The 21,181-nt window shown below is 72.5% G+C and carries 19 protein-coding genes; 12 read left to right on the top strand and 7 right to left on the bottom strand.

From position 1 onward, the window contains the following. Window positions 1-76: 76 nt before the first annotated feature. Together AB0I38_RS29320 and AB0I38_RS29315 are read left to right on the top strand one after the other, a co-directional pair. Complete coding sequence (locus tag AB0I38_RS29320) at window positions 77-883, top strand: enoyl-CoA hydratase/isomerase family protein (protein ID WP_358483686.1); 807 nt, start codon at window positions 77-79, stop codon at window positions 881-883. After that, window positions 880-2,187 carry an acyl-CoA dehydrogenase family protein gene (locus tag AB0I38_RS29315; protein ID WP_358483665.1) on the top strand — a complete coding sequence of 436 codons (1,308 nt, stop codon included), beginning with the start codon at window positions 880-882 and terminating at the stop codon, window positions 2,185-2,187. Before AB0I38_RS29320 ends, AB0I38_RS29315 begins: the two co-directional genes overlap by 4 nt. A 79-nt stretch (window positions 2,188-2,266) precedes the next feature. Here AB0I38_RS29315 and AB0I38_RS29310 read toward each other — a convergent pair whose 3' ends face one another. Next, window positions 2,267-3,397: an acyl-CoA dehydrogenase family protein gene (locus AB0I38_RS29310; protein WP_358483653.1), complete on the bottom strand. Its 1,131-nt coding sequence runs from the start codon at window positions 3,395-3,397 to the stop codon at window positions 2,267-2,269. A gap of 1 nt (window position 3,398) precedes the next feature. After that, the gene (locus tag AB0I38_RS29305) at window positions 3,399-4,427 is read right to left on the bottom strand and encodes an acyl-CoA dehydrogenase family protein (RefSeq protein ID WP_358483644.1); all 1,029 of its coding nucleotides are present in this window, start codon (window positions 4,425-4,427) and stop codon (window positions 3,399-3,401) included. 116 nt (window positions 4,428-4,543) lie between these two features. Between AB0I38_RS29305 and AB0I38_RS29300 the strand changes: the two genes are divergently transcribed. Beyond that, complete coding sequence (locus AB0I38_RS29300; protein WP_358483631.1) at window positions 4,544-5,305, top strand: enoyl-CoA hydratase-related protein; 762 nt, start codon at window positions 4,544-4,546, stop codon at window positions 5,303-5,305. A gap of 11 nt (window positions 5,306-5,316) precedes the next feature. On the opposite strand, the gene AB0I38_RS29295 is transcribed toward AB0I38_RS29300, so the two are convergent. Both AB0I38_RS29295 and AB0I38_RS29290 read right to left on the bottom strand, forming a co-directional pair. Further along, on the bottom strand, window positions 5,317-6,873 hold the full coding sequence (locus tag AB0I38_RS29295; protein ID WP_358483625.1) for an AMP-binding protein: 1,557 nt from the start codon (window positions 6,871-6,873) through the stop codon (window positions 5,317-5,319). 37 nt (window positions 6,874-6,910) lie between these two features. Beyond that, entirely contained in the window at window positions 6,911-7,618 is a 708-nt protein-coding gene (locus AB0I38_RS29290) for a VOC family protein (RefSeq protein ID WP_358483612.1), read from the bottom strand. A 65-nt stretch (window positions 7,619-7,683) separates the two neighbouring features. On the opposite strand from AB0I38_RS29290, the gene AB0I38_RS29285 reads away from it, so the two are divergent. Next, on the top strand, window positions 7,684-8,448 hold the full coding sequence (locus AB0I38_RS29285) for a FadR/GntR family transcriptional regulator (protein WP_358483600.1): 765 nt from the start codon (window positions 7,684-7,686) through the stop codon (window positions 8,446-8,448). A gap of 78 nt (window positions 8,449-8,526) precedes the next feature. Here AB0I38_RS29285 and AB0I38_RS29280 read toward each other — a convergent pair whose 3' ends face one another. Then, complete coding sequence (locus tag AB0I38_RS29280) at window positions 8,527-8,934, bottom strand: nuclear transport factor 2 family protein (RefSeq protein ID WP_358483591.1); 408 nt, start codon at window positions 8,932-8,934, stop codon at window positions 8,527-8,529. A 174-nt stretch (window positions 8,935-9,108) separates the two neighbouring features. On the opposite strand from AB0I38_RS29280, the gene AB0I38_RS29275 reads away from it, so the two are divergent. From AB0I38_RS29275 to AB0I38_RS29240, 8 genes are all read left to right on the top strand, one after another. Next, window positions 9,109-9,360 carry a hypothetical protein gene (locus AB0I38_RS29275; protein WP_358483587.1) on the top strand — a complete coding sequence of 84 codons (252 nt, stop codon included), beginning with the start codon at window positions 9,109-9,111 and terminating at the stop codon, window positions 9,358-9,360. After that, on the top strand, window positions 9,357-11,066 hold the full coding sequence (locus AB0I38_RS29270) for a UGSC family (seleno)protein (protein ID WP_358483579.1): 1,710 nt from the start codon (window positions 9,357-9,359) through the stop codon (window positions 11,064-11,066). Before AB0I38_RS29275 ends, AB0I38_RS29270 begins: the two co-directional genes overlap by 4 nt. Before the next feature lie 17 nt (window positions 11,067-11,083). Beyond that, window positions 11,084-11,824, top strand: coding sequence for an enoyl-CoA hydratase/isomerase family protein (locus tag AB0I38_RS29265; RefSeq protein WP_358483572.1), 741 nt, complete (start codon window positions 11,084-11,086; stop codon window positions 11,822-11,824). Window positions 11,825-11,979: 155 nt separating this feature from the next. Then, window positions 11,980-12,780 (top strand): ABC transporter ATP-binding protein, encoded by an 801-nt coding sequence (locus tag AB0I38_RS29260; RefSeq protein WP_358483559.1) that lies wholly within the window; start codon window positions 11,980-11,982, stop codon window positions 12,778-12,780. Continuing rightward, window positions 12,777-13,643, top strand: coding sequence for an ABC transporter permease (locus tag AB0I38_RS29255; protein ID WP_358483551.1), 867 nt, complete (start codon window positions 12,777-12,779; stop codon window positions 13,641-13,643). Before AB0I38_RS29260 ends, AB0I38_RS29255 begins: the two co-directional genes overlap by 4 nt. A gap of 74 nt (window positions 13,644-13,717) precedes the next feature. Further along, the gene (locus AB0I38_RS29250) at window positions 13,718-14,761 is read left to right on the top strand and encodes an ABC transporter substrate-binding protein (RefSeq protein ID WP_358483532.1); all 1,044 of its coding nucleotides are present in this window, start codon (window positions 13,718-13,720) and stop codon (window positions 14,759-14,761) included. 274 nt (window positions 14,762-15,035) lie between these two features. Then, entirely contained in the window at window positions 15,036-16,802 is a 1,767-nt protein-coding gene (locus tag AB0I38_RS29245; protein ID WP_358483513.1) for an ABC transporter ATP-binding protein, read from the top strand. Next, window positions 16,799-18,553, top strand: a complete 1,755-nt coding sequence (locus tag AB0I38_RS29240) for an ABC transporter ATP-binding protein (protein ID WP_358483509.1) — start codon at window positions 16,799-16,801, stop codon at window positions 18,551-18,553. The genes AB0I38_RS29245 and AB0I38_RS29240 overlap by 4 nt, the downstream gene beginning before the upstream one ends. Before the next feature lie 42 nt (window positions 18,554-18,595). Here the strand turns inward: AB0I38_RS29240 and AB0I38_RS29235 are convergent, their stop codons facing one another. Together AB0I38_RS29235 and AB0I38_RS29230 are read right to left on the bottom strand one after the other, a co-directional pair. Next, a complete protein-coding gene (locus tag AB0I38_RS29235) occupies window positions 18,596-19,393 on the bottom strand; it encodes a FadR/GntR family transcriptional regulator (RefSeq protein ID WP_358483501.1) in 798 nt (265 codons plus the stop codon). A 98-nt stretch (window positions 19,394-19,491) separates the two neighbouring features. Beyond that, entirely contained in the window at window positions 19,492-21,111 is a 1,620-nt protein-coding gene (locus tag AB0I38_RS29230) for a class I adenylate-forming enzyme family protein (RefSeq protein WP_358483491.1), read from the bottom strand. Window positions 21,112-21,181 lie beyond the last annotated feature (70 nt).

Here is a 21,181-nt window from a genome sequence, read left to right as displayed (position 1 = left end):
TGTCCGAAAATCCTCTCGCCTTTTCTTTGCTATCTTATAGCTATAAGATTCGGCTTGTCGAGAAAGAGGGGTGCGCATGGCGTACGAGACGCTGGTCGTCGAACGTCATGGCCCGGTGGGCTGGCTCGAGTTCGACCGGCCGCACGCCGGCAACGCCATGGACGCCGTGATGATGGCCGAGCTGCCGCGCGCCTGGCGCGAGCTCGACGCCGACGACGACGTGCGCTGCGTCGTCGTCTCCGGGCGCGGCAGGGCCTTCCAGACCGGGCTGGACATGGCGGCCCTCGCCCGCGACCCGGCGAGCCTGCGTGAGTCCAGCCGGCGCACCCGCGACGCGGCGCTGGAGCTGACCGGCTGGCACCTCGGCGTGCGGACGCCCGTCGTCGTGGCCGTCAACGGCGTGTGCGCCGGAGGCGGCCTGCACTTCGTGGTCGACGCCGACGTCGTCCTCGCCGCCCGCCACGCCACCTTCCTCGACCCCCACGTGAGCGTCGGCCAGGTCAGCGCCTGGGAGGCCATCGGCCTGACGCACCGGATGGCGGCCACGGTCGCCGCCCGGCTCGCGCTCATCGGGGCGCACGAACGTCTCGACGCCGACCGGGCGTACCGGCTGGGGCTGGTCGGCGAGGTGGTCGACGGTCCTGACCTGCGTGACGCGGCGCAGCGGGTCGCCGAGTCGATCGCCCGGGGCCGTCCCGAGGCGGCCCGCCGGATCAAGCGGGCGCTGTGGCGGTCGGAGGAGCTCGGCCTGACCGCCGCCCGCACGGCCGCCCGCGAGGACCGGCACCCGACGTCGCGGGCGACTCCCGAGGACGGGCGCCAGGAGGCCACGCCGGCGGGACGGCGGCCGGACCAGGAGACCGACAGAGAGGCACACCAATGACAGAGCAGCAGCGGGCGTCGCTCGCCGGGCCGACCGGTCCCGACGCGAGCCCCGAGGAGGCGGTGGAGGCGGTACGGGCCTGGGTCGAGACCCACGTGCCCGCCCTCTGGCGCGAGGCGGCCGAGCGGGGTGGCCCGCGCGAGGTGCGCGGTGTCCGTACGCCGGAGGAGTACCGCTCCTGGTATCCCGTCTTCGGCGCCTCCGGCCTGATCGCGCCGAGCTGGAACGTCGAGCACGGCGGGCTGGGCTGGAAGCGCCCCGTCGCCTCCGCCGTCGAGCGGCTGCTGCGCCCCTACCATCTGCCCCGGCTCAACCCGCTCGGGCTCAACCTGGTCGCCCCGGCGCTGTACGCGCACGGCCGGCCGGAGCAGCGCGACCGTTTCCTCGGCCCGATCGCGCGGGGCGAGGAGGTCTGGTGCCAGCTGTTCAGCGAGCCCGGCTCCGGCAGCGACCTCGCCTCGCTGTCGACCAGGGCCGAGCTCGACGGCGACACCTGGGTGGTGACCGGCCAGAAGGTGTGGACCACGTGGGCCGACCGCGCCGACTTCGGCGTGCTGCTCGCCCGCACCGATCCCGACGTGCCCAAGCACCAGGGCATCAGCTACCTCCTCATCGAGATGCGGCAGCCCGGCATCGAGGTCAGGCCGCTTCCCCACATGGGCGGGGAGACCGAGTTCTTCGAGGTGTTCTTCGACGGCGCCCGCGTGCCGGACGGCCACCGGGTCGGCGAGGCCGGCAACGGCTGGCGGGTCGCGCAGGCGACGCTCAGCGGTGAGCGGCAGATGGTGTCCGGCTCGGGGTCGGGCGGCGGCGTCGACCGGATCGGCGGCGTGAGCGCCTCCCACCTCGTCCGCCTGGCCCGCCGGCGGACGGCGGCCGGCCTGCGGGGAGGCTGGGACGACCCGGCGATCCGCGAGCGCATCGTCTGGCTGTGGTGCGAGGAGCAGACCCGCGTCTGGACCAACCAGCGCGTCCGCGGCCGGCTGGCCGGCAACCTCCCGCTGGGGCCGGAGAGCTCCATCGGCAAGGTGCACGGCACCGAGCTCAACCAGCGGATCCAGGAGATGGCCGCCGACCTGCTGGGCGAGGACGCGGTGGCCTGGCCGGGCTCGGCCTCGACCCCCGGCGAGTACTGGGACGGCATGCCGGGCGAGGTCCGGGGGCTGCTGCGCAGCCGGGCCAACACCATCGAGGGCGGCACCACCGAGGTCAACAAGAACGTGATCGCCGAGCGGGTCCTGGGCCTGCCCAAGGACTTCGATCCCTACCGGGGCAGGCCCTGGCGGGAACTGCCCCGGAGCTGAGCGGGCGACCCGAGCACCCGCTCTGCCCCGGAGCTGAGCGGGCAACTCGAGCACCTGCTCTGCCCCGGAACCGGACGGATCAGGCTCGGGGCAACCCGAGCACCCGCTGCGCGACGATCTGGCGCTGGATCTGCTGGGTGCCGCCGTAGATCGACTGGGCGCGCGACCACAGGTAGTCCGCGAACGGGCCGGGCGCGCCCAGCACGAACGACGGCCCGGCGAGGTCGCTGACCACGCGATAGAGGTTCTGCTCCACGCGCGTGGTCAGCAGCTTGTCGACCGAGCCGGCGGCGCTGTCGGAGCCGTCGCCCCGCCCGGCCAGCGACCGCGCCACGTGCCACCGCAGCACCTCGACGTCCACGGCGGCCTCCGCCAGCCGCAGGCGCAGCCCCGCGTCGGCGGCCACCCGGCCCGTCCGCACGTCCTCGCGGGCCTCGGCCAGCACCCGGCCGAGCCGCCCCACCCAGCCCATGTCGGCCGGGCCGCGCTCGTAGGCCAGCATGTGCATCGCGATCCGCCAGCCCTGGCCGCGCTCCCCGACGAGGTTGGCCGCCGGGACGCTCACGTCGTCGAAGAACACCTCGGCGAACTCCCTGCTGCCGCTGGCCAGCACGATCTCGCGGCAGTCCACCCCGGGGGAGCGCATGTCGACGACCAGCATCGACAGCCCGCGGTGGCGAGGCAGGCCGGGCTCGGTCCGGGCGAGCAGCAGGCACCAGTCGGACCACATCGCGCCGCTGGTCCAGATCTTCTGGCCGTTGACGACGAACCGGTCGCCGTCCGCCGTGGCCGTGGTGGCGAGCCCGGCCAGGTCCGAGCCCGCTTCCGGCTCGCTGAAGCCCTGGCACCACACCTCGGCGCAGCCGAGCAGGCCGGGCAGCACCCGGGCCTTGAGCTCCTCGCTCGCGAAGTCGGCGACGGCGTGGGCGATGTGGCCGATCGGCGGCGAGGCGGGCGCCCCGGCGGTGGCGAGCTCCTCGTTGAGGATGCCCTCGTAGACGTCCGGCAGGCCGTGCCCGCCGTAGGCGGCGGGCAGTGAGAGACCCACGTAGCCGGCCTCGGCCAGGGCGCGGTGCCAGCGCAGGGTCCGCTCGACCGACTCGGCGGACTCGTATCCGGTGCCCTCGCGGTGCTCGTCGAGGTGGTCGCGCAGCCACACGCGCAGGCCCGCGCGGAAACCGGCCTCGGCGGGGTCGTCGGCGAAGTCCATGTCAGCTCCTGTGCAGATCGTCGTCGGCGAGGACGCCCTGATGGTGGTGCTCGTCGCCGAACACCGTGCGGCCGGCGTGGGCGCGGCGCAGCCAGATGTGCGCGGGGGCCTCCCACGTCATGCCGATGCCGCCGAACACCTGGACCGCGCTCTCGCACACCTCGACCGCGGAGCGCGAGGCGAAGGCCTTGGCGACGCGGGCGGCGCGCAGCGCCTCGGCCCCGGACAGCGCGTCGACCGCCCAGGCCGCGTGGTAGGAGGCACTCCGGGTGGCCTCGACCAGCACGTGGCCGTCGGCGAGGAGCTGCTGGACCGCCTGGAACGAGCCGATCGGGGCGCCGAACTGCTCGCGGGTGCGGGCGTGGTCGAGGGCGGCGTCGAGCGCGGCCTGCATCGTGCCGAGCAGGTCGGCGGTCAGCAGGCTGAGGGCGAACGCGCCGAGCCGGGCGGCCGCGTCGTCGCCGGGAGGGGTGAGCGTGAGGGCCGGGAGGGCGGACGGAGCGCCCAGGGGCCGGACGGCCCGGGTCGGATCGGCGAAGGGCAGGGCGTCGCCGAGGGAGTGCGCGACGCCGGTAGCCGGGATCACGGCCGCCTCCGCTCCGGCGGCGTCCCAGGCCAGCGAGTCCTCGGCGGCGCCGGCCAGGGTGCGCAGGCCGGCGTCGAGCACCGGGGCCAGGCGCAGCCCGCCCTCCGCGAGGTCCTGGAGCAGGCCGGAGGGAGCGTTCCAGGTCTGGAGCTGCTCGGCCGCGATGACGGCCCCGAGAACCGGCGCCGGCACCGCGTGGTAGCCGAGCCGCTCGGCGAGCACGGTCAGGTCGACGACGCTCGCGCCCGCGCCGCCGTTCTCCTCGCGCAGGCCGATCGCGAGCCAGCCGCTGTCGACGACGCGCGACCACGAGTCCTCGCCGGGGGTGGGCGGGTCGATGTCGTGGGGGCCGCGGCCGCGGTGCCACCGGGCCGCGAGGTTGGCGGCCAGCTTGCCGCATGACTCGCGGAACGCGCGCTGCTCCGCGGTGAGCTCGATCTCCATGCCACTCCGAGAGACTATCTTGTCTATTATTGAAATAATGGAGCCATTCTAGAGGCTTGTTCGCGACGTCGGCAACGGACCTGCCGTCCGTACGCCGTCCCATGAAGGAGAGTGCGATGACCGAACGCCGGGCCGTCACCGTGACCACGGAGGACCACGTCGCCTGGATCACCCTGGACGACGTCGAGCGGCGCAACAGCCTGAACCCCGTGCTCGTCGGGCAGCTCGCCGCCGCCTGCGCCGAGGTTCGCGACGACCGCGACGTGCGGGCGGTGGTGCTCCGTGCCCGGGGCCCGGTCTTCTCGGCCGGTGGCGACATCGACGCGCTCGGCGTGCCGGCCGAGGACCCGACCGCCGTCTACGCGGGCTTCCGGGCGCTGGCCGCCCTCCCCGTGCCCGTCCTGGCTGCGGTGCACGCGCCCGTGATCGGGGCCGGCGTCAACTTCGTGCTGGCCTGCGACGTGGTGGTGGCCGCGCGGAGCGCCACCTTCGACCCGCGCTTCCTGGACGTGGCGATCCACCCCGGCGGCGGTCACCTGTGGCGGATGGAGCAGCGGGTCGGCCGGCAGGGCACCGCCGCGATGGTGCTGTTCGGAGACGTCGTGACGGCTGAGGAGGCGGAGCGGTGCGGCCTCGTCTGGCGCTGCGTCGAGGACGACGACCTGCTCGGCGTGTCCCGCCGCCTGACCGCGCGCGTCGCGGGGCGTTCCCCCGAGCTGGTACGCCGGACCAAGGCCACGATGCGCCTCAGCCGCTCGCTCACCGACCCCCGCATGGCCGCCGACCTCGAACAGACCGCCCAGGACTGGTCGATGCGGCAGCCGAGCTTCACCGAAGCGGTCCGCCGCCTCCGCGACCGGGTCCGCACCCGCGCCTGACGGCCGGTCGTTCAGCGGGCCGGGCGGAGCAGGGTTTCGGCGAGTTCGTGGAGGGCGGACTTGGCGACCTTGCCGACCGCGCCGCGCGGAAGCTCCTCGACGAGCCAGACATGGCGCGGCACCTTGAAGTTGGCCAGCCGCTCCCGGCACCAGGCGAGAAGCTCCTCCTCGGTGAGGCCGCGGCCGGCTTCGGGCACCACGAAGGCGGCCGTCACCTCGCCGAGGCGCTCGTCGGGCACCCCGATGACGGCGACCTCCGCCACGAGCGGGTGCTCGTCGAGCGCGTGCTCGACCTCGGCCGGGTAGACGTTGAACCCGCCCACGATGACGAGGTCCCGGGCGCGCCCGGCGATGCGCACGTAGCCGTCGTCGCCGATCCAGCCCAGGTCCCCGGTGCGCAGCCAGCCGTCGTGGATCACCTCGTCCGTGGCCTCGGGGTCGTCCAGGTAGCCGGCCATCACGTTGCCGCCGCTGACCTCGATCTCGCCCACGACCGGATCGCCGGTCGCGCCGGGGGCCCAGACCCGGGCCCGCACACCGTCGATGGGCCGCCCGATGGACCCGCAGACCAGGTCGAACGGGTCGCCGGGCCGGGTCATGGTGCACACACCGGTGGCCTCGGTGAGCCCGTAGCCGATGATCACGTCCTCGATGCCGAGGTCGTCGATGAGGCCGCGGACGAGCGCGGGCGGCACGATCGCCGAGCCGATGACCGCCTTGCGGATGCCGAGCTCGCCCGGCAGGTCGCCGGCGCGGCGGGCCGCGAGGACGTACTGCTGCAGCGCGGGCGGGGCGTTGAGGACCGCGACCGGGTGGGCGCGGATCACCTCGGCGATCGACGTGGCCGACACCACGGGGACCAGCACCAGCGTGGCGCGCGCGTGGAACGGCGAGATCAGGCCCGTCTTGAACCCGCCGATGTGCGCCAGCGGGTAGGTCACCGGATAGACGTCGCCGCGTCCGAGGCCGACCACCTCCGACCAGGTGCGCGCCGTCGACACCATCGGCTCCTGCCGGAGCAGCGCGCCCTTGGGCCGGCCCGTGGTGCCGGAGGTGAACTGGATCGTGACGATGTCGCCCGCCGGGACCGGGACCGCCGGTTCGCGGCCGAACCGGCCGACGAGCTCGTTCCAACCGGCGCTGCCCACCGGCACGTCCTCGCCGAGGGTCACCACGCCGGCGTCGCCGGCGATCGGCAGCGCCTCCTCCGCCGGCCGGCGGGAGAGCAGCCGGTCGGGCGCGACCACGAAACGGCAGGCGGCCCGGGGCAGGATCTCGCTCACCTCGGCGGAGGTGTAGCGAGGATTGAGCGGCACGAGGACGCCGCCCGCGACGATCGCCGCGAGCATGGCGACCGTGCAGTCGATCGTGTTGACGGCCCAGACCGCGACCCGGTCGCCGGGGCGCAGGCCGTGACCCTGCCAGGCGGCCACCCCGGCCCGGACGCGCGCGTCGAGCTCGGCGTACGAGAGGGTGCTCCCCTCGCAGATCACGGCGGTGACCTCGGCGGCGTCCTTGGCCGCCGCGGCGAGGAGCGCGTCGATCGAGTGGGGTGAGGTGCTGCTCATCGAAACTCCTGGAGCGTGGTTCAGCCGTGGGGGGAGATCAGGCCCGGTCCTCGGGCCGCGGCCGGGGCCGGGCGAGGTGGTCTCCGGGGACGGCGTGGTCGTGACGGGGTGGTTCTGGGAGACCCTGTGACGCGGTGGGGGGATGGACGAGGTGGTCGCCGGAAACCGGGTGTCGCGGTCGGGGATAGACGAGGTGGTCGCCGAAGGCGGCGCGTACGACGTCCGCGCTGCGGGCGTCGAGCAGCTCCAGGCACCAGGGGACCCGCGCGTCGCGGGCCTCGGTGTAGGCCCAGAAGCCCGCGGGCTCCGGAGTGAGAGGCGGCGCTCCGTGCCCGCGCACCACCGCGGACACCGGCGGCGCCGTGCCCGGCCGCCGCCCGGCGGGGGAGTAGGTCACCTCGGCGGCGTCTCCGAGGGCGGCGACGGCCAGGTCGAGGTCGTCGACCCAGAAGGCCAGGTGGTGGATGCCGGGGCCGTGCTCCTCCAGCCACGCCGAGGTGCGGGTGCGGCCGTCATGCGGTTCCACCAGCTCGATCGCGGTGTCGGCCAGCCGGGCGAAGGCCACCCGGGACGAGGCCGGCCCGAGGAGCTCGCCGTGCAGCTGGAGCAGCCCGTCGGGCTGGTTCACGTCGCGGACGAGCCAGTCGCCGACGCCCAGCAGGGCGCCCCAGGTGCGCTGGAACTCCTCGATGCTGCGGACGGCGAACCCGATGTGGCAGAGCCCCGTGATCCCCGGCACGCTCATCGCGGCCGCCGTCCGACGCGTCCGGGTCGTCCGGGGCGTCGGCGCGCACTGCGTAGAATCGCGGGGTGCACGCCGAATCCGGCGCCGAGCCCACGCGTCGTCCCAAGCTCTCGCTCGAGGTGGCCCGGCAGATCGTCCAGACGATGAGCGACACCGGCATGGGCCCGGGCGACCGCTACTTTCCGGAGGCCGAGGCCATGCGCCGCCACGGCGTGGGGCGCGGCACCTACCGGGAGGCGTTGCGCTTCCTGGAGCACCAGGGCCTGATCGTCATGCGCCCCGGCCCGCACGGCGGGCCGGAGATCGTCCAGCCGGGCTGGCCCAACCTCGCCTCGACCATCGCGCTGCTGCTGCAGTTCGCGGGGGCGCCGCTCAGTTCGGTGCTGGACGCCAGGACGGTGATCGAGCCCGGCATGGCCGAGCTGGCCGCGCGCAACGCCACGGAGGAGGAGGTGGCCCGGATGGCGGGCGACCTCGACGCGATCGAGCGCGGGCTGGGCTCCATCCGCGCCTTCGCGACGGCGTACGAGGCCTACTGGCAGCACCTCGCCGAAAGTAGCCATAACGAGCTGTTCGCCTTTCTCAGTCCGGCGCTGCGTGCCATCGTCAACAGTGCCGGGTTCGTGCCAGACGAACCGTACCGCGTCGAGATCCTGGCCCGGTTGCGGGCCGTGCACGAGGCCGTGGCCGCGCGCGACGCCGTACGGGCCCGCGAGGTCATGTGCGAGCTGGAAGGGGAGTTCGGGCGGCGGCTCAGGCACGGTTATCCCCGCCAGATCGCCCAGGTGCTGGCCTGGTCGGACGTGCCCTCGTTCGGCGACCCCGCCTGACCGAGCGCTCCTCTTGGCCGCGCTCCGCCTGACCCTGCCCCGTCCGGACGGGCGGGCGGGGACGGCGGGCTCGGGCGATCATCCGGCACGGCTCACGCGCCGGTGGATGCGCCAGCCCTCGGGAGTGCGGGCCAGCTCGTCGGTGTAGACGCCGAAGACACGGACCACGGGCGTCGAGGTGGTGTCGGTGAAGAAGAGGAAGTAGGACACCGCGGTGGCCGTGTCGCCGTCGACGGTGACGTGCAGGGGGACGACCAGGTGGCGGGTGGCCGTGCCCGGCCCGCTGACCCCCTCGGCGCGTCGCAGGCGGGTGGCCTCGACGATCTCGTCGACGCCCTCCTGTGCGCTCGTGCCGAAGGTCCAGGTGGCGTCGGGGGTGTAGAGGGTGCGGTAGTCGTCGGGCGTGCCCTCGTCTGCGAGGTGCGCGGCGCGCCCGATGAGATCCCGGATGAGCACGTGGTCGTGCGTGGGGCTGGCGTCGGACATTGCGCGACTCTATCATAGTAATGATGTAAATCATAGCTGCGAGCGCCTGGAAGGAGACCGCTCTGACCAGGCGCCTTGATTGTCGACCGTGTCCGTCCATTGACCGTAGTGCGTACAAAGACTAGGTTCCTGGATTATTCGGACACGACGAACACACGAACGGAGGATGCGATCATGGCGGTGACGTCGATCGGCGCGCAGCTCGTCGCCGAGTTCGAGCGGATGGTCCGCCGCGACGGCGGCGAGGTCGTCCTGCTGGCGGAAGAAGGTGACCTGATCCGCGTCGGCTACCGGCCCGGCAGCGCCGGCCCCGACTGTAAGGACGATGTCTGCGTCCTGCCGCAGCAGGAGCTGCGGCAGCTCATGGCCGAAACGCTGCGCCGGCGTGCGCCGGGGCTCGAACTCGTGATGGAGGTACTCCCGTGAACGCCCGGCTGACCATCGTCAACCCGGTCGCGACGCCCAGGTCGCACGCCGATGGTGACCGCTTTCCGCCCGCCGCGCGGCCCTCGACGCTCGACGGCGCGACCGTCGCGCTCTACTGGAACGGCAAGCAGAACGGCCTCCACGCGCTGGACCGCGCCCGGGAGCTCATCGCCGCGAAGTTCCGCGACGTCACCTTCGTGGAGCTGACGGGCGCGCTCGGCGGCACCACCCGCTACCTGTCCGAGGAGCAGCTCGCGCTGATCGAGGACCGGGTCGACGTCATGGTCGCCACCACGGCCGACTGCGGCAGCTGCTGCTCCTGGCTGATGCGCGACCTCTGCGAGGTCGAGCGCCGCGGCGTGCCCGCCGTGGGCTACACCGCGGCGATCTTCGACGAGGACGCCCGCTTCAGCGCCAAGACCTTCGGTGTGCCCGAAGCCTGCCCGGTGATCGTCCCCGACTGCTTCTCCAACAAGAGCACGGAGGAGATCCACCACATGGTGGACGACTCCTTCGAGGAGGTCGTCCACCTCCTGACCACCGAGCGGGCCGTCTACGACGTGCTGCCCGAGTTCGACTCGATGGTGCTGGAGAGCGCGCCCGAGCTGCACTTCGGCGGTGACGACCTGCTCGACGCCTTCGACGAGATGCAGCGCAGGTTCGTGGCCAACGGCTGGAGTGACGGGATGCCGCTGGTGCCGCCGACCCGGCGCAAGGTCGCCGCGATGGTGGAGGCGTCCGGGCTGGACGGCGACCACGTGGTGGGCGACTTCGCCCCGGGCTTCGGCATCGGCACGGTGGAGAAGATCGCGGCGAACGCGGTGATGGCGGGCTGCCGGCCCGAGACCATGCCGGTGATCCTCGCGACCATGGAGTGCGTCCTCGACCCGTCGATCGGGCTGCGCACCTGGGCGATGTCGACCGGGCCGCAGGCGCCGCTGGTGCTCGTCTCCGGACCGATCGCCGACCAGATCGGGATGAACCGCGGCATCTGCGCGCTCGGCCCCGGCTCGATCTCGGAGGTCAACGTCGCCATCGGCAGGGCGCTGCGGCTCATCATGATGAACGTGGGCCTGTCCTACCCCGGCATCACCGACATGGACACCATCGGCACCCCGATGAAGTTCTCGGCCTGCGTCGCCGAGAACGAGGAGCGCACCCCCTGGGACTCCTGGCGGGTCCAGCAGGGCTTCTCCCCGGAGCAGTCGACGGTCACAGTGAACGTCCCCTACGGCATGACCGAGTTCTTCGACTTCCAGAACTCCGACCCCGAGCTGCTCATCGAGAGCTGGTCGACGCTGACCTCCCACGCGGTCGGCACGCCGGCGGCCGGCGCCTGGCTGATCAAGCAGAACGCGCCGCTGTCCGCCGGCTACCCGTTCCACGGGACGTTCTCCAACATGCTGCTGATGGCGCCCGACCACGCCGCCGTCTTCGCCGCCGCGGGCTGGACCCCGGCCGACATTCGCGAGGCCATCCACCGGCGGACGAAGATCTCGTTCCGCCAGCTGATGCTGAACCAGTCGATGCCCGCCTTCGAGACCTCCCACCCGGAGCTGCGCTGGCTGCTCGACGCCCCCGACACGATGGTCACCGTCAACCCGTCCGCCGACTGCTTCGAGTTCTTCGTCGTGGGGGCCAAGGCCGGGCGCAGCCAGTTCTGCTTCGGTGGCACCAACTCCGTGACCAAGCCCGTCCTCCTGTGACCACCGCCGGAACAACGATGATCGAGCTCACCGAACCCCGCCCGTACGTCGCCCAGATCACGCTGAACCGGCCCGCCCGCCGCAACGCGCTCGACCTGGCCGGTTTCCGCGAACTCGCCGCCGCCTGGCGCGAGGTCGCGGCGGGCGGGGCGCGGGTCGCCGTGGTCACCGGGGGAGCAGACTTCTCCTCCGGCGCGGACCTGGCGACGTTCTCCGACGACGTGGCGGCGGCGCTCGGGCACGGCGAGCCCGCCGCCGACCTGTGGGGTGAGGTGCACCACGCGCTTCTGCGCGACGTCGTGCTGCCCGTCCCGGTGGTGGCCGCGATCGAGGGCATCTGCTTCGGCGCCGGCATGGAGCTCGCCGGCGCGACCGACATCCGGGTCGCCGCCGGGTCGGCGCGCTTCTCCCTGCCGGAGGTGCGGCACGGGTTCATCGCGAGCGGCGGTTCGGTCGCGCGGCTGCCCCGTCAGATCGGCTATCCGGCGGCCATGCAGGTGCTGCTCACCGGCGAGCGCTTCGGCGCGGCCCGGATGCGCGAGTGGGGCTTCGTCGGCGAGGTGGTGCCGGACGGCTCCGCGCTGGAGCGCGCCCTGGAGCTCGCCGAGCGGGTGGCCGCGAACTCACCAGAGGCGGTGCGGGGTGTCAAGCGAGCCGCGGGCGAGGGCCTGCGCGGGACCCTGGCGCAGGCGTACGAGATCGAGTCGCGGGTGTCGGAGGAGGTGCTGGCGGCCTCCCGCCGCTCCGCGCTGGACTGAGCGAACGCCCCTCGCGCCACGGCGGGCGGCGCCGGCTCCCTCGCCGCCCGCGCTCACAAACCCTTGTCTCCCTCACGTTAGGTATGTATCTTATACATCATTAACTCATTAGGACTTCCGTCGTTCCGGCGGCGGTCGCAGAGAGGCCCTTCGTGATGTCACCACTTCCCGCAGACGGCGCCGCCGAAGCCGGTGTGAAGATCGCGGTCCGGCAGGTGGGCAAGGTGTTCCCCACCGGCACCGGCTCGGTCCAGGCCCTCGCGGACATCTCGCTGGACGTGCGCGACGGCGAGTTCCTGTGTCTCCTGGGCCCCTCCGGCTGTGGCAAGACCACGCTGCTGAGGGTCATGGCCCAGCTGGAGCGACCCTCCAGCGGGACCATCGAGATGCGTCACGACGATCCGTCGCGGCCGCTGTCGGCCGTCGTGTTCCAGGACTACTCCGTGTTCCCGTGGAAGACGATCCGCGACAACGTGATCTTCCCGCTGCTCCAGACCGGGATGCGCAAGGCGGAGGCGCGACGGGTCGCCGACCACTGGCTCGCCCAGCTCGACCTCGGCGGCTTCGAACGCGCCTATCCCGACACCGTCTCCGGCGGCATGAAGCAGCGCGTCGCCATCGCCCGGGCACTCGCCGTCCAGCCCGAGCTGCTGCTCATGGACGAGCCGCTCGCCGCGCTCGACGCCCAGCTCCGCCTGCTCCTGCAGGAGAAACTGCTGGAGCTCTGGCAGGCGCACCAGAACACCGTCGTGTTCGTCACCCACTCCATCGACGAAGCCCTGCTGCTCGGTGACCGCATCGCGGTGATGAGCGCCCGGCCGGGCCGCATCGCCACGGTGATCGACGTGCCCTTCGCCCGGCCCCGTCACCCCGACGAGATCCGGGCCTCGCCCGACTTCGCCGCCCTGCGTGACGAGATCTGGCACCGACTGCGAAGGGAACTTCAGCCCGCATGACCCCCGTGACCCGCGACCCCGGCGTCGCGACCACGCCGCGCGCCGACGGCGCCACCTGGCGGTCGATCACCCCCGGACCGGCCGAGCTCGACCCACGCGGGTACGCGAGGCGCCGGCGCCTCGTCGAACGGGGCCTCGCGATCCTGGCCCCCGTCGTCCTCATCGGCCTCTGGCAGCTCCTGGCGGGCCGAGGGACGCTGGAGAGCAACTACTTCCCGGCTCCCACGACCATCGCCGCGAGCTGGGGCGAGCTCATCGAGAGCGGCGTCTACCAGGAGTCGGTCGTCGCCAGCGTGCAGCGCATCGTCCTCGGCTACCTGGCCGGCAGCCTCAGCGCGGTCGTGCTCGGGCTGCTCATCGGCTCGGTCAGGCTGCTGCGCGTGGCGCTCGAGCCGATGATCGCCGCCCTCTACACGGTGCCGAAACTGGCCATTCTCCCGCTGCTCCTGCTCATCTTCGGCCTGGGCGAGACGAGCAAGATCCTGCTCGTCGCCCTCACCTGCTTCTTCGTGGTGCTCATCAACACGATCGACGCGGTCAGCGGCGTGTCCCCCCGCTACGGCGACGTCGGCCGGTCGGCCGGGGCCTCACGCTGGGCGACCCTGCGGCACATCACCCTGCCGGCCGCTCTGCCTCAGACCATCACCGGGATGCGGATCGCCTCCGGCCTCGCCGTCATCGTCATCGTCGGCGCCGAGTTCGTGGCGGCCGACGCGGGCCTCGGGTTCCTGGTGTGGAACTCGTGGAACCTCGGGGTCCCGGAGCACATGTACGTGGGCATCGTCTCGATCTCGGTGATCGGCGTCATCGCCAGCATGCTGCTCCGAGGCCTCGAATGGCTGCTCACCCCCTGGAACCGTTGACCAACCGTACGAACGCACCGGGCCCGGCGGCCGTCGTCCGCCGGACGGTGCGCACCCATCGAAAGGAACCCCCCGTGACCGCTCGGCTCTCGATGCGGAGTCGCGCCGTGGCCGCGTTCGCCCTCTCGGCCCTTGCCCTCGGCGTGCTCGCCGGCTGTGGCAATGACGAGGAGAAGGACGCGCCCGCCGCCGGATCCAGCACCCTCAAGGTCGGCTACATCTCCGGAGCCTCCCTCGCGCCGGCCTTCGTCGCCGACGCCCTCGGCTGCTTCCAGAAGGAGGGCCTGACGGTCGAGTACACGCCGATCAAGAATCCGGCGGACGCGATCGCCTTCCTGTCCACCGACAAGCTCGACGCCTACGTCGGGTCGCCCTCGGCCGGCATGTTCAACCAGGTGGCCAAGGGCGCCGAGCTCAAGATGGTCGCCTCGCTGGGCTCGGTCAACACACCCGAGGGGGAGGCCGCGCCGAGCGGCCTGTTCGGCGGCAAGAGCGTGGCGAAGGTGGAGGACCTCAAGGGCAAGCGCGTGGGAGTCCTCGGCACCGTCGGCACCGCCACGTCCTACCTGCTCGGAAAGTCCCTCGAAGCCGGCGGTCTCACCTTCGACGACGTCGAACTGGTCTCGCTCGCGCTGCCCGACATGGTCCCGGCGCTCAAGAACGGCGGCATCCAGGGAGCCCTCCTCATCGCCCCCGAGACCCAGAAGGCGCTCGAACAGGACGTCGCCCACGCGCTCGTCGACTCCAAGAAGGCCTACGGCACGAGCACCACCTCCGGCATCATGTACGGCCCCGGCCTGCTCAAGGACGACCGGGCGTCCGGCGTGAAGTTCGTCCGGGCGACCGCCTGCGCCACCAACCAGATGCTGGGCGACTGGCGCAAGGACGCCAAGGTCGTGTCGGCACTGGCGACCTTCATGAAGGTGCCGGACGAGACGATCAGCAAGGGCGGCCTGTACGTCTTCGACCCCAAGCTCACGGTGAACACCAGCACCCTGACGGAGATGCAGGAGATGTTCATGAAGGTGAAGGGCACGCTCACCTACGACGAGATCATCCCGGCCGAGAAGCTGGTCGACGACGGCATCCGCGCCGAGGCCGTCGGCCAGGCGGGCTGACGGAGTCTCCCGGAGACGACACGAACCGGAGAGACGACACGAACCGGAGATGACACGAACCGGAGATGACACGAAACGGAGGGCCCCGCCGGCAGACGTCCGGCGGGGCCCTCCGTTTCGCGCGGCGGGCGGGAAGCAGAGGTGGCCGGCCCTGCTAATTTTGGCAAGGCTAACCTAAGTCAATGGAATGCCGGCGGACAGGGCGGTCTCCTGGTCCGCCGGGGCCCTGCGCCGCGACCCGCCGGTTCCCCCGGCCCGTTCAAGGAGTTTCACGATGCGCGGAGTGCCCGCCGCGGAACCCCCACCGATCGAGGTGGCCGGGGTACCGCCCGCTCCTGCCGGGGCAGGGCCAGGTCCGGGCCCGCACACCACGCCTTGGCGGTTCGTGCTCCGGGGCGTGACCCGCAACAAGGCGCGGATGACGGGTTTCCTGCTCCTGCTCACCCTCTGGCAGCTCTGCGAGACACTCGTGCCGGTGCTGATCGGGCTGATCATCGACCGGGCGGTGGCGACCTCGGACTGGACACAGCTCGCCCTGGGAGGGGCCGGACTCCTCGTGCTCTTCGGCGTGCTCTCCTACTCCTACCGCTTCGGCTCCCGGCTGGGCTTCGGCGTCATCCAGCGCGAACGGCACCGGATCCGCACCGAGATCGCCCGCCGCGCGCTGCATGCCCGGGGGGTGCGCACCGACGCGCTCACCGGCGAGACGCTTTCGCTCGCCACCTCCGACACCGACAGCGTGGTGTTCGCGCTGCGGTCGCTGGGCTACAGCCTGGCCGCGGTGGCGTCTCTGGCGCTCAGCGCGTGGGTGCTGCTCGGCATCCACACCGGGCTGGGGCTCGTGGTCCTGCTCGGCGTGCCCGTCGTCATGGCCGCGGTCCAGGTCCTGGCCCCGCTGGTCTCCCGGCGGGCCCGGGACCAGCAGGCCGGCACGGCGTACGCGACCGGTATCGCCACCGACCTGGTGCGCGGCCTCCGCGTCCTGCAGGGCATCGGCGCGGAGGACCGGGCGGCGGTCCGCTACCGGCGGGTCAGCCGTCAGGCACGGATCGCCGGCATCCGGGGAGCGGAGTCCCACGGCGCGATGCTCGGCCTGACGACCCTGCTGAGCGGGGTGTTCCTGGCCCTCGTCGCGTTCCTCGCCGGAGACCTCGCGCTGGCCGGCGAGATCACCATCGGCGGGCTCGTGACGGTGGTCGGCCTGAGCCAGTACCTCGCCGAGCCGATCGAGGCGGTCGGCGGCATCGGCGCCCAGGCCGCCCAGGCGCACGCCTCCGCCGGACGCATCCTCCGCCACCTCACCGCCTCGCCCCTGGTCAAGGAGGGGACCCGGGCCCTTCCCGCGACCGGTGCCGCGCTGCGTCTGGAGGGGCTGACCGGACGGCACCTGTCGGGCCTGAGCGTGCTGTCCCGGCCCGGCGAAATGCTGGGCCTGGCGATCGAGGACCCCGCGTGCGCGAGCGAGCTGATGGACACGCTCGCCGTCGGTTCGGCCTCGATCACGCTGGACGGCGTCCCGCTCGACCAGCTCTCGACCGCGGCCCGGCGCGCCCACCTGGTGGTGAGCCCTCACCACGTCGACCTGTTCGAGGGAACCATCCGCAGCAACATCGACCCGGCCCGTGCCCTCGACGACGGCGAGCTCGACGCCGTCCTGTCCGCCTCTGCCGCCGACGACGTCGCGGGTCCCGACTCCGGCGGGGCCGACCGGCCGGTGACCTCCGGCGGAGCCGCCTACTCGGGCGGGCAGCGCCAGCGCGTCGCGCTCGCCCGAGCCCTGGCCTCGCGGGCGCCGATCCTGGTGCTGCACGATCCCACCACGGCCGTGGACGCCGTCACCGAACAGCGGATCGCCGCCGGCATCCGCGACCTGCGGCACCCTCCCGCGTCCGGGCTGACCACCTGGCTGTTGACCTGCTCACCCGCGCTCCTGGCGCGGTGCGACCGGGTCCTCCTGGTCCGCGGCGGCGCGGTGGTGGCCGAGGGCCCCCACCGCGACCTGGTCGCGGCACCGGACTACCGTGAGCTGGTACTGCGATGAGCCGAGAACTGCTCCCCATCGCGTCCTGGCGCGACACCTCCCGGTACGCCCGGCGGCTGGTCTCCCGGCACCGGCGGCCGCTGGCGGCCGCCGTCGTCGCGTTCGTCCTGGTCGGCGTGTGCTCCGTGGTGCCGCCATGGATGCTCGGCAGGATCGTCGACGCCGTCGCCGCCGGCGAGCCGTCGATCGCGCCGTACGCCGTGGCCATCGCCGTGGCCGCCGTGCTGGGCGCCCTCTTCACCGCCGCCTCGATCGCGTTGCTGGCCCGGGCCGGCGAGCCCGCCCTGGCCGAACTCCGCGAGGAGGTCCTGGACACCGCCCTGCACCTCGACGCCCAGCGGATCGAGGCGGCCGGGACGGGTGACCTGATCTCCAGGGTCGGCGACGACGCCGGCACCGTGGCGGACGCCCTGGGCGAGATCGTGCCCCTGCTGGTGAACTCGGTGGTCCTCATCGGGTTCACGACGGTGGGCCTGTTCGCCCTCGACTGGCGGCTCGGGCTCGCCGGACTCGTCGCGGCGCCCTTCTACGTGCTGGGCCTGCGCTGGTACCTGCCCCGCTCGGGTCCGCTCTACCGCGAGGAACGCATCGCCCAGGGCGAGCTGACCGAAGCGCTCGTCGGCGGCCTGCACGGCGCGGCGACCCTGCGGGCCTTCGGCCACGAGGACCGCCGGCTCACGATCGTCGATGACCGTTCGGCACGGGCCAGGGACCTGAGCCTCACGGTGTTCCGGCTGCTGACGCGGTTCTTCGCCAGATCCAACCGGGCCGAGCTCATCGGGCTCGGCTCGGTGCTGGCCACCGGATTCCTGCTGGTGCGTGCCGACGCCGTGTCCGTCGGCGCGGTCACCGCCGCCGCGCTCTACTTCCACCGGCTGTTCAACCCGATCGGCGCGCTGCTGACCGTCTTCGACTCGCTGCAGTCGACCGGTGCGGCCCTCGCCCGCCTCGTGGGCGTCACCCAGCTCCCGCGCCCCGCTCAGCGGACGATCGCCCCCACCGCGCCGGGCCCGCTGGTGCTCGACTCCGTCAGCCACTCCTACACGCCAGGGCACCTCGTGCTGGCGCCGACCTCCCTCACCATCGCCCCCGGCGAACGGGTCTCCGTGGTCGGCGCCACCGGCGCGGGCAAGACCACGCTCGGCGCGATCGCCCGTGGTGTCCTGACACCGACCGACGGCGCGGTCTCACTGGCCGGTCACCCCTACGAGACCCTGCACCCGAGGGACATCCGCACCCGGATCGCCCTGGTCAGCCAGGACGTCCACGTCTTCGCCGGAACCCTGCGAGACGCCCTCACCCTGGCCGCCGCCGACCCGGACGACCAGCAGCTGTTCGCGGCGCTGGGGGCCGTGGGCGCCGACGGCTGGTCGGCGGCGCTTCCCGGCGGCCTCGACACCCGGATCGGTGACGGGGGACAGCCGCTCACCCCCGCCCAGGCGCAGCAGATCGCACTGGCCAGGGTCCTGCTCGCCGACCCCTGGTTCGTCGTCCTCGACGAAGCGACCGCCGAAGCGGGCTCAGCCGGAGCCCGCGACCTGGAAAAGGCCGCCCTCGCCGCCACGAACGGACGGGGTGCCCTCATCATCGCCCACCGGCTCACCCAGGCCGAGGCCGCCGACCGGATCCTCGTCCTGCACGAAGGGACCGTGGTGGAGCAGGGAACCCACACCGAACTGCTCGCCCACGGCGGGCGGTACACCGAGCTCTGGCAGGCGTGGTCGAGCGGAGCCGAACCCCACCCGACGTGATAGGTCCAGGCCGTGAGCCGTCGGTCTCCGGAGCCGCCCGCCTCAGCGGGAGGCGGAGTAGTCGAGGTTGTCGAGCAGGTCGGTGTTGACGACGTCGCCGTCGGCCGAACCGAGGCTCGACCGCCTCGTCGCCGCCAGGTGGGCGCTGGCCAGCTTGACGGCCCGCGCCCCGTCGCCGGCCTCGATCGCGTCGACGAGCTTCTCGTGGTCGCGAAGCGCCGCCCGCCGGGACTTGCGGGCCATCGGCGAGTCGGGGTCGGTCTCCTCGTTGAGCGAGGCCTCCGACCACAGGGTGGACTCGTGGGCGGTCCAGATGAGCTCCAGGGAGCCGATGATGACGATCATCGTCTCGTTGCCGCAGGTCTCGACGAGTTTCTCGTGGAAGCGCCGGGCCCGGATGGGGAACTGCTCGGGGTCGTCGAAGGCCTCGTGCTGCTCCTCGATGACCTGGCGCAGCGCGGGCACGGTCGTCTCGGCGCGGTCGGGCCGCTCGGCGCAGAGCGCGACGCACGTGGGCTCGAGGTGGAGCAGGGCGCCGCTCACATCGGCCATGTTCGTGCGCCGCGTCTGCAGCACCATGCTGATCGTGCGGGCGATGCGCTGCGGGGTGGGGAGGTGGACGACGGCGCCGCCGACATTGCCGCGCCGGACCGAGACGAGGCCCTCGGTCTCGAGGATCCGCATGGCCTCGCGCACGGCGGGCAGGCTGACCCGGAACTCCGTGAAGAGATGCTCCTGACGGGGCAGGCTGTCGCCCTCCGTCAACCGGCCTGCAAGGATGTCGTCGCGCAACTTGGCGGCGACGATCTCTGCCAGGCGCGGCTGTCGTAGCTGTCGCACAGGACCCCTTCCGAACGTGATGGCGACACCGACCCTGCGTCGGACTGGCGCTGTCAATGTCGCGTATAACCCCGGCGTCAATCATACAATCATTAGGACTACAGCGTAACTTCCGGCGGAGTCACAGTGGCCCGCAACTGCCGGCGCAACAGCTTGCCCACGTCGGAGCGGGGCATCGTCTCGACCTCGGCGAAGGCCACCGGCACCTTGTAGGCGACCAGGTGCTCGCGGCACCAGGCTTCGAGCGCCACGGCGTCGATCTCTCCTGACTGGGGCACGATCCAGGCGTGGGGCACTTCGCCGAGGCGGCGGTCGGGCACCCCCGCGACCGCGGCGTCACGCACGGAGGGGTGGCGCCGCAGCACCTCCTCGACCTCGTCGGGGAAGATCTTGAGACCGCCGCGGTTGATCATATCGCTGACCCTTCCCTCGATCCACAGGAAGCCGTCGGCGTCCAGCCGGCCGATGTCGCCGGTGCGCAGGAAGCCGTCCACGATCCGGTCGTCGCCCGGCGGCTCGGACGAGCCGTCGGCGGCGGCGTAGCCGCGCATCCGGAACGGCGAGCGGATGTGGATGTGGCCGAGCTCACCCGGTGCGACGTCCTCGTCGTTCTCGTCCAGGACGCGCAGGTCGACGTCGTCGTAGGGGCGGCCCGCGGCGCCGAGCTTCTCCGTGCCGAAGCCGCGGATGTCCTCGATCGTCCACCCGACGACCTCGCCGCCGAGCTCGGTCTGCCCGTACGAGTTGAGGACGAGGACGCCGAACCGCTCGTGGAAGCGCCGGGCGGTGGCCGGTGAGAGCGGCGCCGTGATGGACCGGACGATCTCCAGCGGCTCCAGCGTGTCGATCTCGTCACTGTCGCAGAGCATCGTGATCATGGCCGGCGCGAGCACCGTGGACTTGAGCCGGTGCGTGCGGACGGCGGCGGCGAAGCCCGGCGGGGTGAACCGGTCGAGCAGCACGACGCCGAACCCCGCGCGGAGCGAGAACAGCGTGTTGAAGATGCCCGCCCAGAGCGCGAGCGACAGCGGGATGAGGTTGACCCGGATCGTCGGCCGCGTCTCACGGGGGCCGGGACCACGCCTGCGCAGTTTGCGCAGGCTGGAGTCGAGGGCGTCGATCGTGCTGCGATGACGCAGCAGCACGGCCTTGGGCTTGCCCGTGGTGCCCGAGGTGCGCAGGACCAGGGCGATGTCACCGTCGTAGGACGCGGCCGGAGCGCTCACCGGTCGCCGGACCGCCGCGCTCCACGTCGTCTCGTCGAGCTCCACCATGCCGAGCCGGCCGAGGTCGCCGAGGCCGAGGTCGCGGACCTCGGCGGTCTGGCGGTCGAGGTCGTCGGCGGTGCCGAGGAGCAGGCTGACGGGGGTGTCGGCGATGAGGTCGGCCACCTCACGGCCGGTGCCGCGGCGGTTGATCGGCATGTAGACGGCGCCCACCGTCCAGACCGCGAACATCGCGACGACCCCGGTCATGCCCGATCCGACCAGCGCGCCCACGGGATGGCCCGGACCCGCCCCGGCCTTGGTCAGCGCGTCCGCCACCGCCGATACGGCGGCGCGCAGCCCGGCGTGGCTCAGGGTGCCGGCGGTCGAGTGCACCACGATGGTGTCGTCGAGCGCGGGGAGGTCGTCCAGCAGCTCGACCAGTGACCGGTCGTGCCGCTCGGCCGAAGGCGGGGTGGGGGGCCCGCCCTCGGTGGGAACGCTCGTGCTCATCGCCATCCTCTCATCAACCTCTTACGGCTTAATCATTGTAAAGATAGCAATAAGCGTATGGGTAGGCTGG

It is taken from the genome of Nonomuraea cavernae, assembly GCF_040655715.1.
Classification (GTDB): Bacteria; Actinomycetota; Actinomycetes; order Streptosporangiales; family Streptosporangiaceae; genus Nonomuraea; species Nonomuraea cavernae_A.
Note: the sequence above shows the minus strand (reverse complement) of the source record. Positions and strands in the feature narration are given on the sequence as shown.

What these genes read in the sequence shown, in the direction of transcription:
- AB0I38_RS29320 (WP_358483686.1), top strand. Translation starts at nt 77, where the DNA reads ATGGCGTACGAGACGCTGGTCGTCGAACGTCATGGCCCGGTGGGCTGG.
- AB0I38_RS29315 (WP_358483665.1), top strand. Translation starts at nt 880, where the DNA reads ATGACAGAGCAGCAGCGGGCGTCGCTCGCCGGGCCGACCGGTCCCGAC.
- AB0I38_RS29310 (WP_358483653.1), bottom strand. Translation starts at nt 3,397, where the DNA reads ATGGACTTCGCCGACGACCCCGCCGAGGCCGGTTTCCGCGCGGGCCTG.
- AB0I38_RS29305 (WP_358483644.1), bottom strand. Translation starts at nt 4,427, where the DNA reads ATGGAGATCGAGCTCACCGCGGAGCAGCGCGCGTTCCGCGAGTCATGC.
- AB0I38_RS29300 (WP_358483631.1), top strand. Translation starts at nt 4,544, where the DNA reads ATGACCGAACGCCGGGCCGTCACCGTGACCACGGAGGACCACGTCGCC.
- AB0I38_RS29295 (WP_358483625.1), bottom strand. Translation starts at nt 6,873, where the DNA reads ATGAGCAGCACCTCACCCCACTCGATCGACGCGCTCCTCGCCGCGGCG.
- AB0I38_RS29290 (WP_358483612.1), bottom strand. Translation starts at nt 7,618, where the DNA reads ATGAGCGTGCCGGGGATCACGGGGCTCTGCCACATCGGGTTCGCCGTC.
- AB0I38_RS29280 (WP_358483591.1), bottom strand. Translation starts at nt 8,934, where the DNA reads ATGTCCGACGCCAGCCCCACGCACGACCACGTGCTCATCCGGGATCTC.
- AB0I38_RS29275 (WP_358483587.1), top strand. Translation starts at nt 9,109, where the DNA reads ATGGCGGTGACGTCGATCGGCGCGCAGCTCGTCGCCGAGTTCGAGCGG.
- AB0I38_RS29265 (WP_358483572.1), top strand. Translation starts at nt 11,084, where the DNA reads ATGATCGAGCTCACCGAACCCCGCCCGTACGTCGCCCAGATCACGCTG.
- AB0I38_RS29260 (WP_358483559.1), top strand. Translation starts at nt 11,980, where the DNA reads ATGTCACCACTTCCCGCAGACGGCGCCGCCGAAGCCGGTGTGAAGATC.
- AB0I38_RS29255 (WP_358483551.1), top strand. Translation starts at nt 12,777, where the DNA reads ATGACCCCCGTGACCCGCGACCCCGGCGTCGCGACCACGCCGCGCGCC.
- AB0I38_RS29245 (WP_358483513.1), top strand. Translation starts at nt 15,036, where the DNA reads ATGCGCGGAGTGCCCGCCGCGGAACCCCCACCGATCGAGGTGGCCGGG.
- AB0I38_RS29240 (WP_358483509.1), top strand. Translation starts at nt 16,799, where the DNA reads ATGAGCCGAGAACTGCTCCCCATCGCGTCCTGGCGCGACACCTCCCGG.
- AB0I38_RS29230 (WP_358483491.1), bottom strand. Translation starts at nt 21,111, where the DNA reads ATGAGCACGAGCGTTCCCACCGAGGGCGGGCCCCCCACCCCGCCTTCG.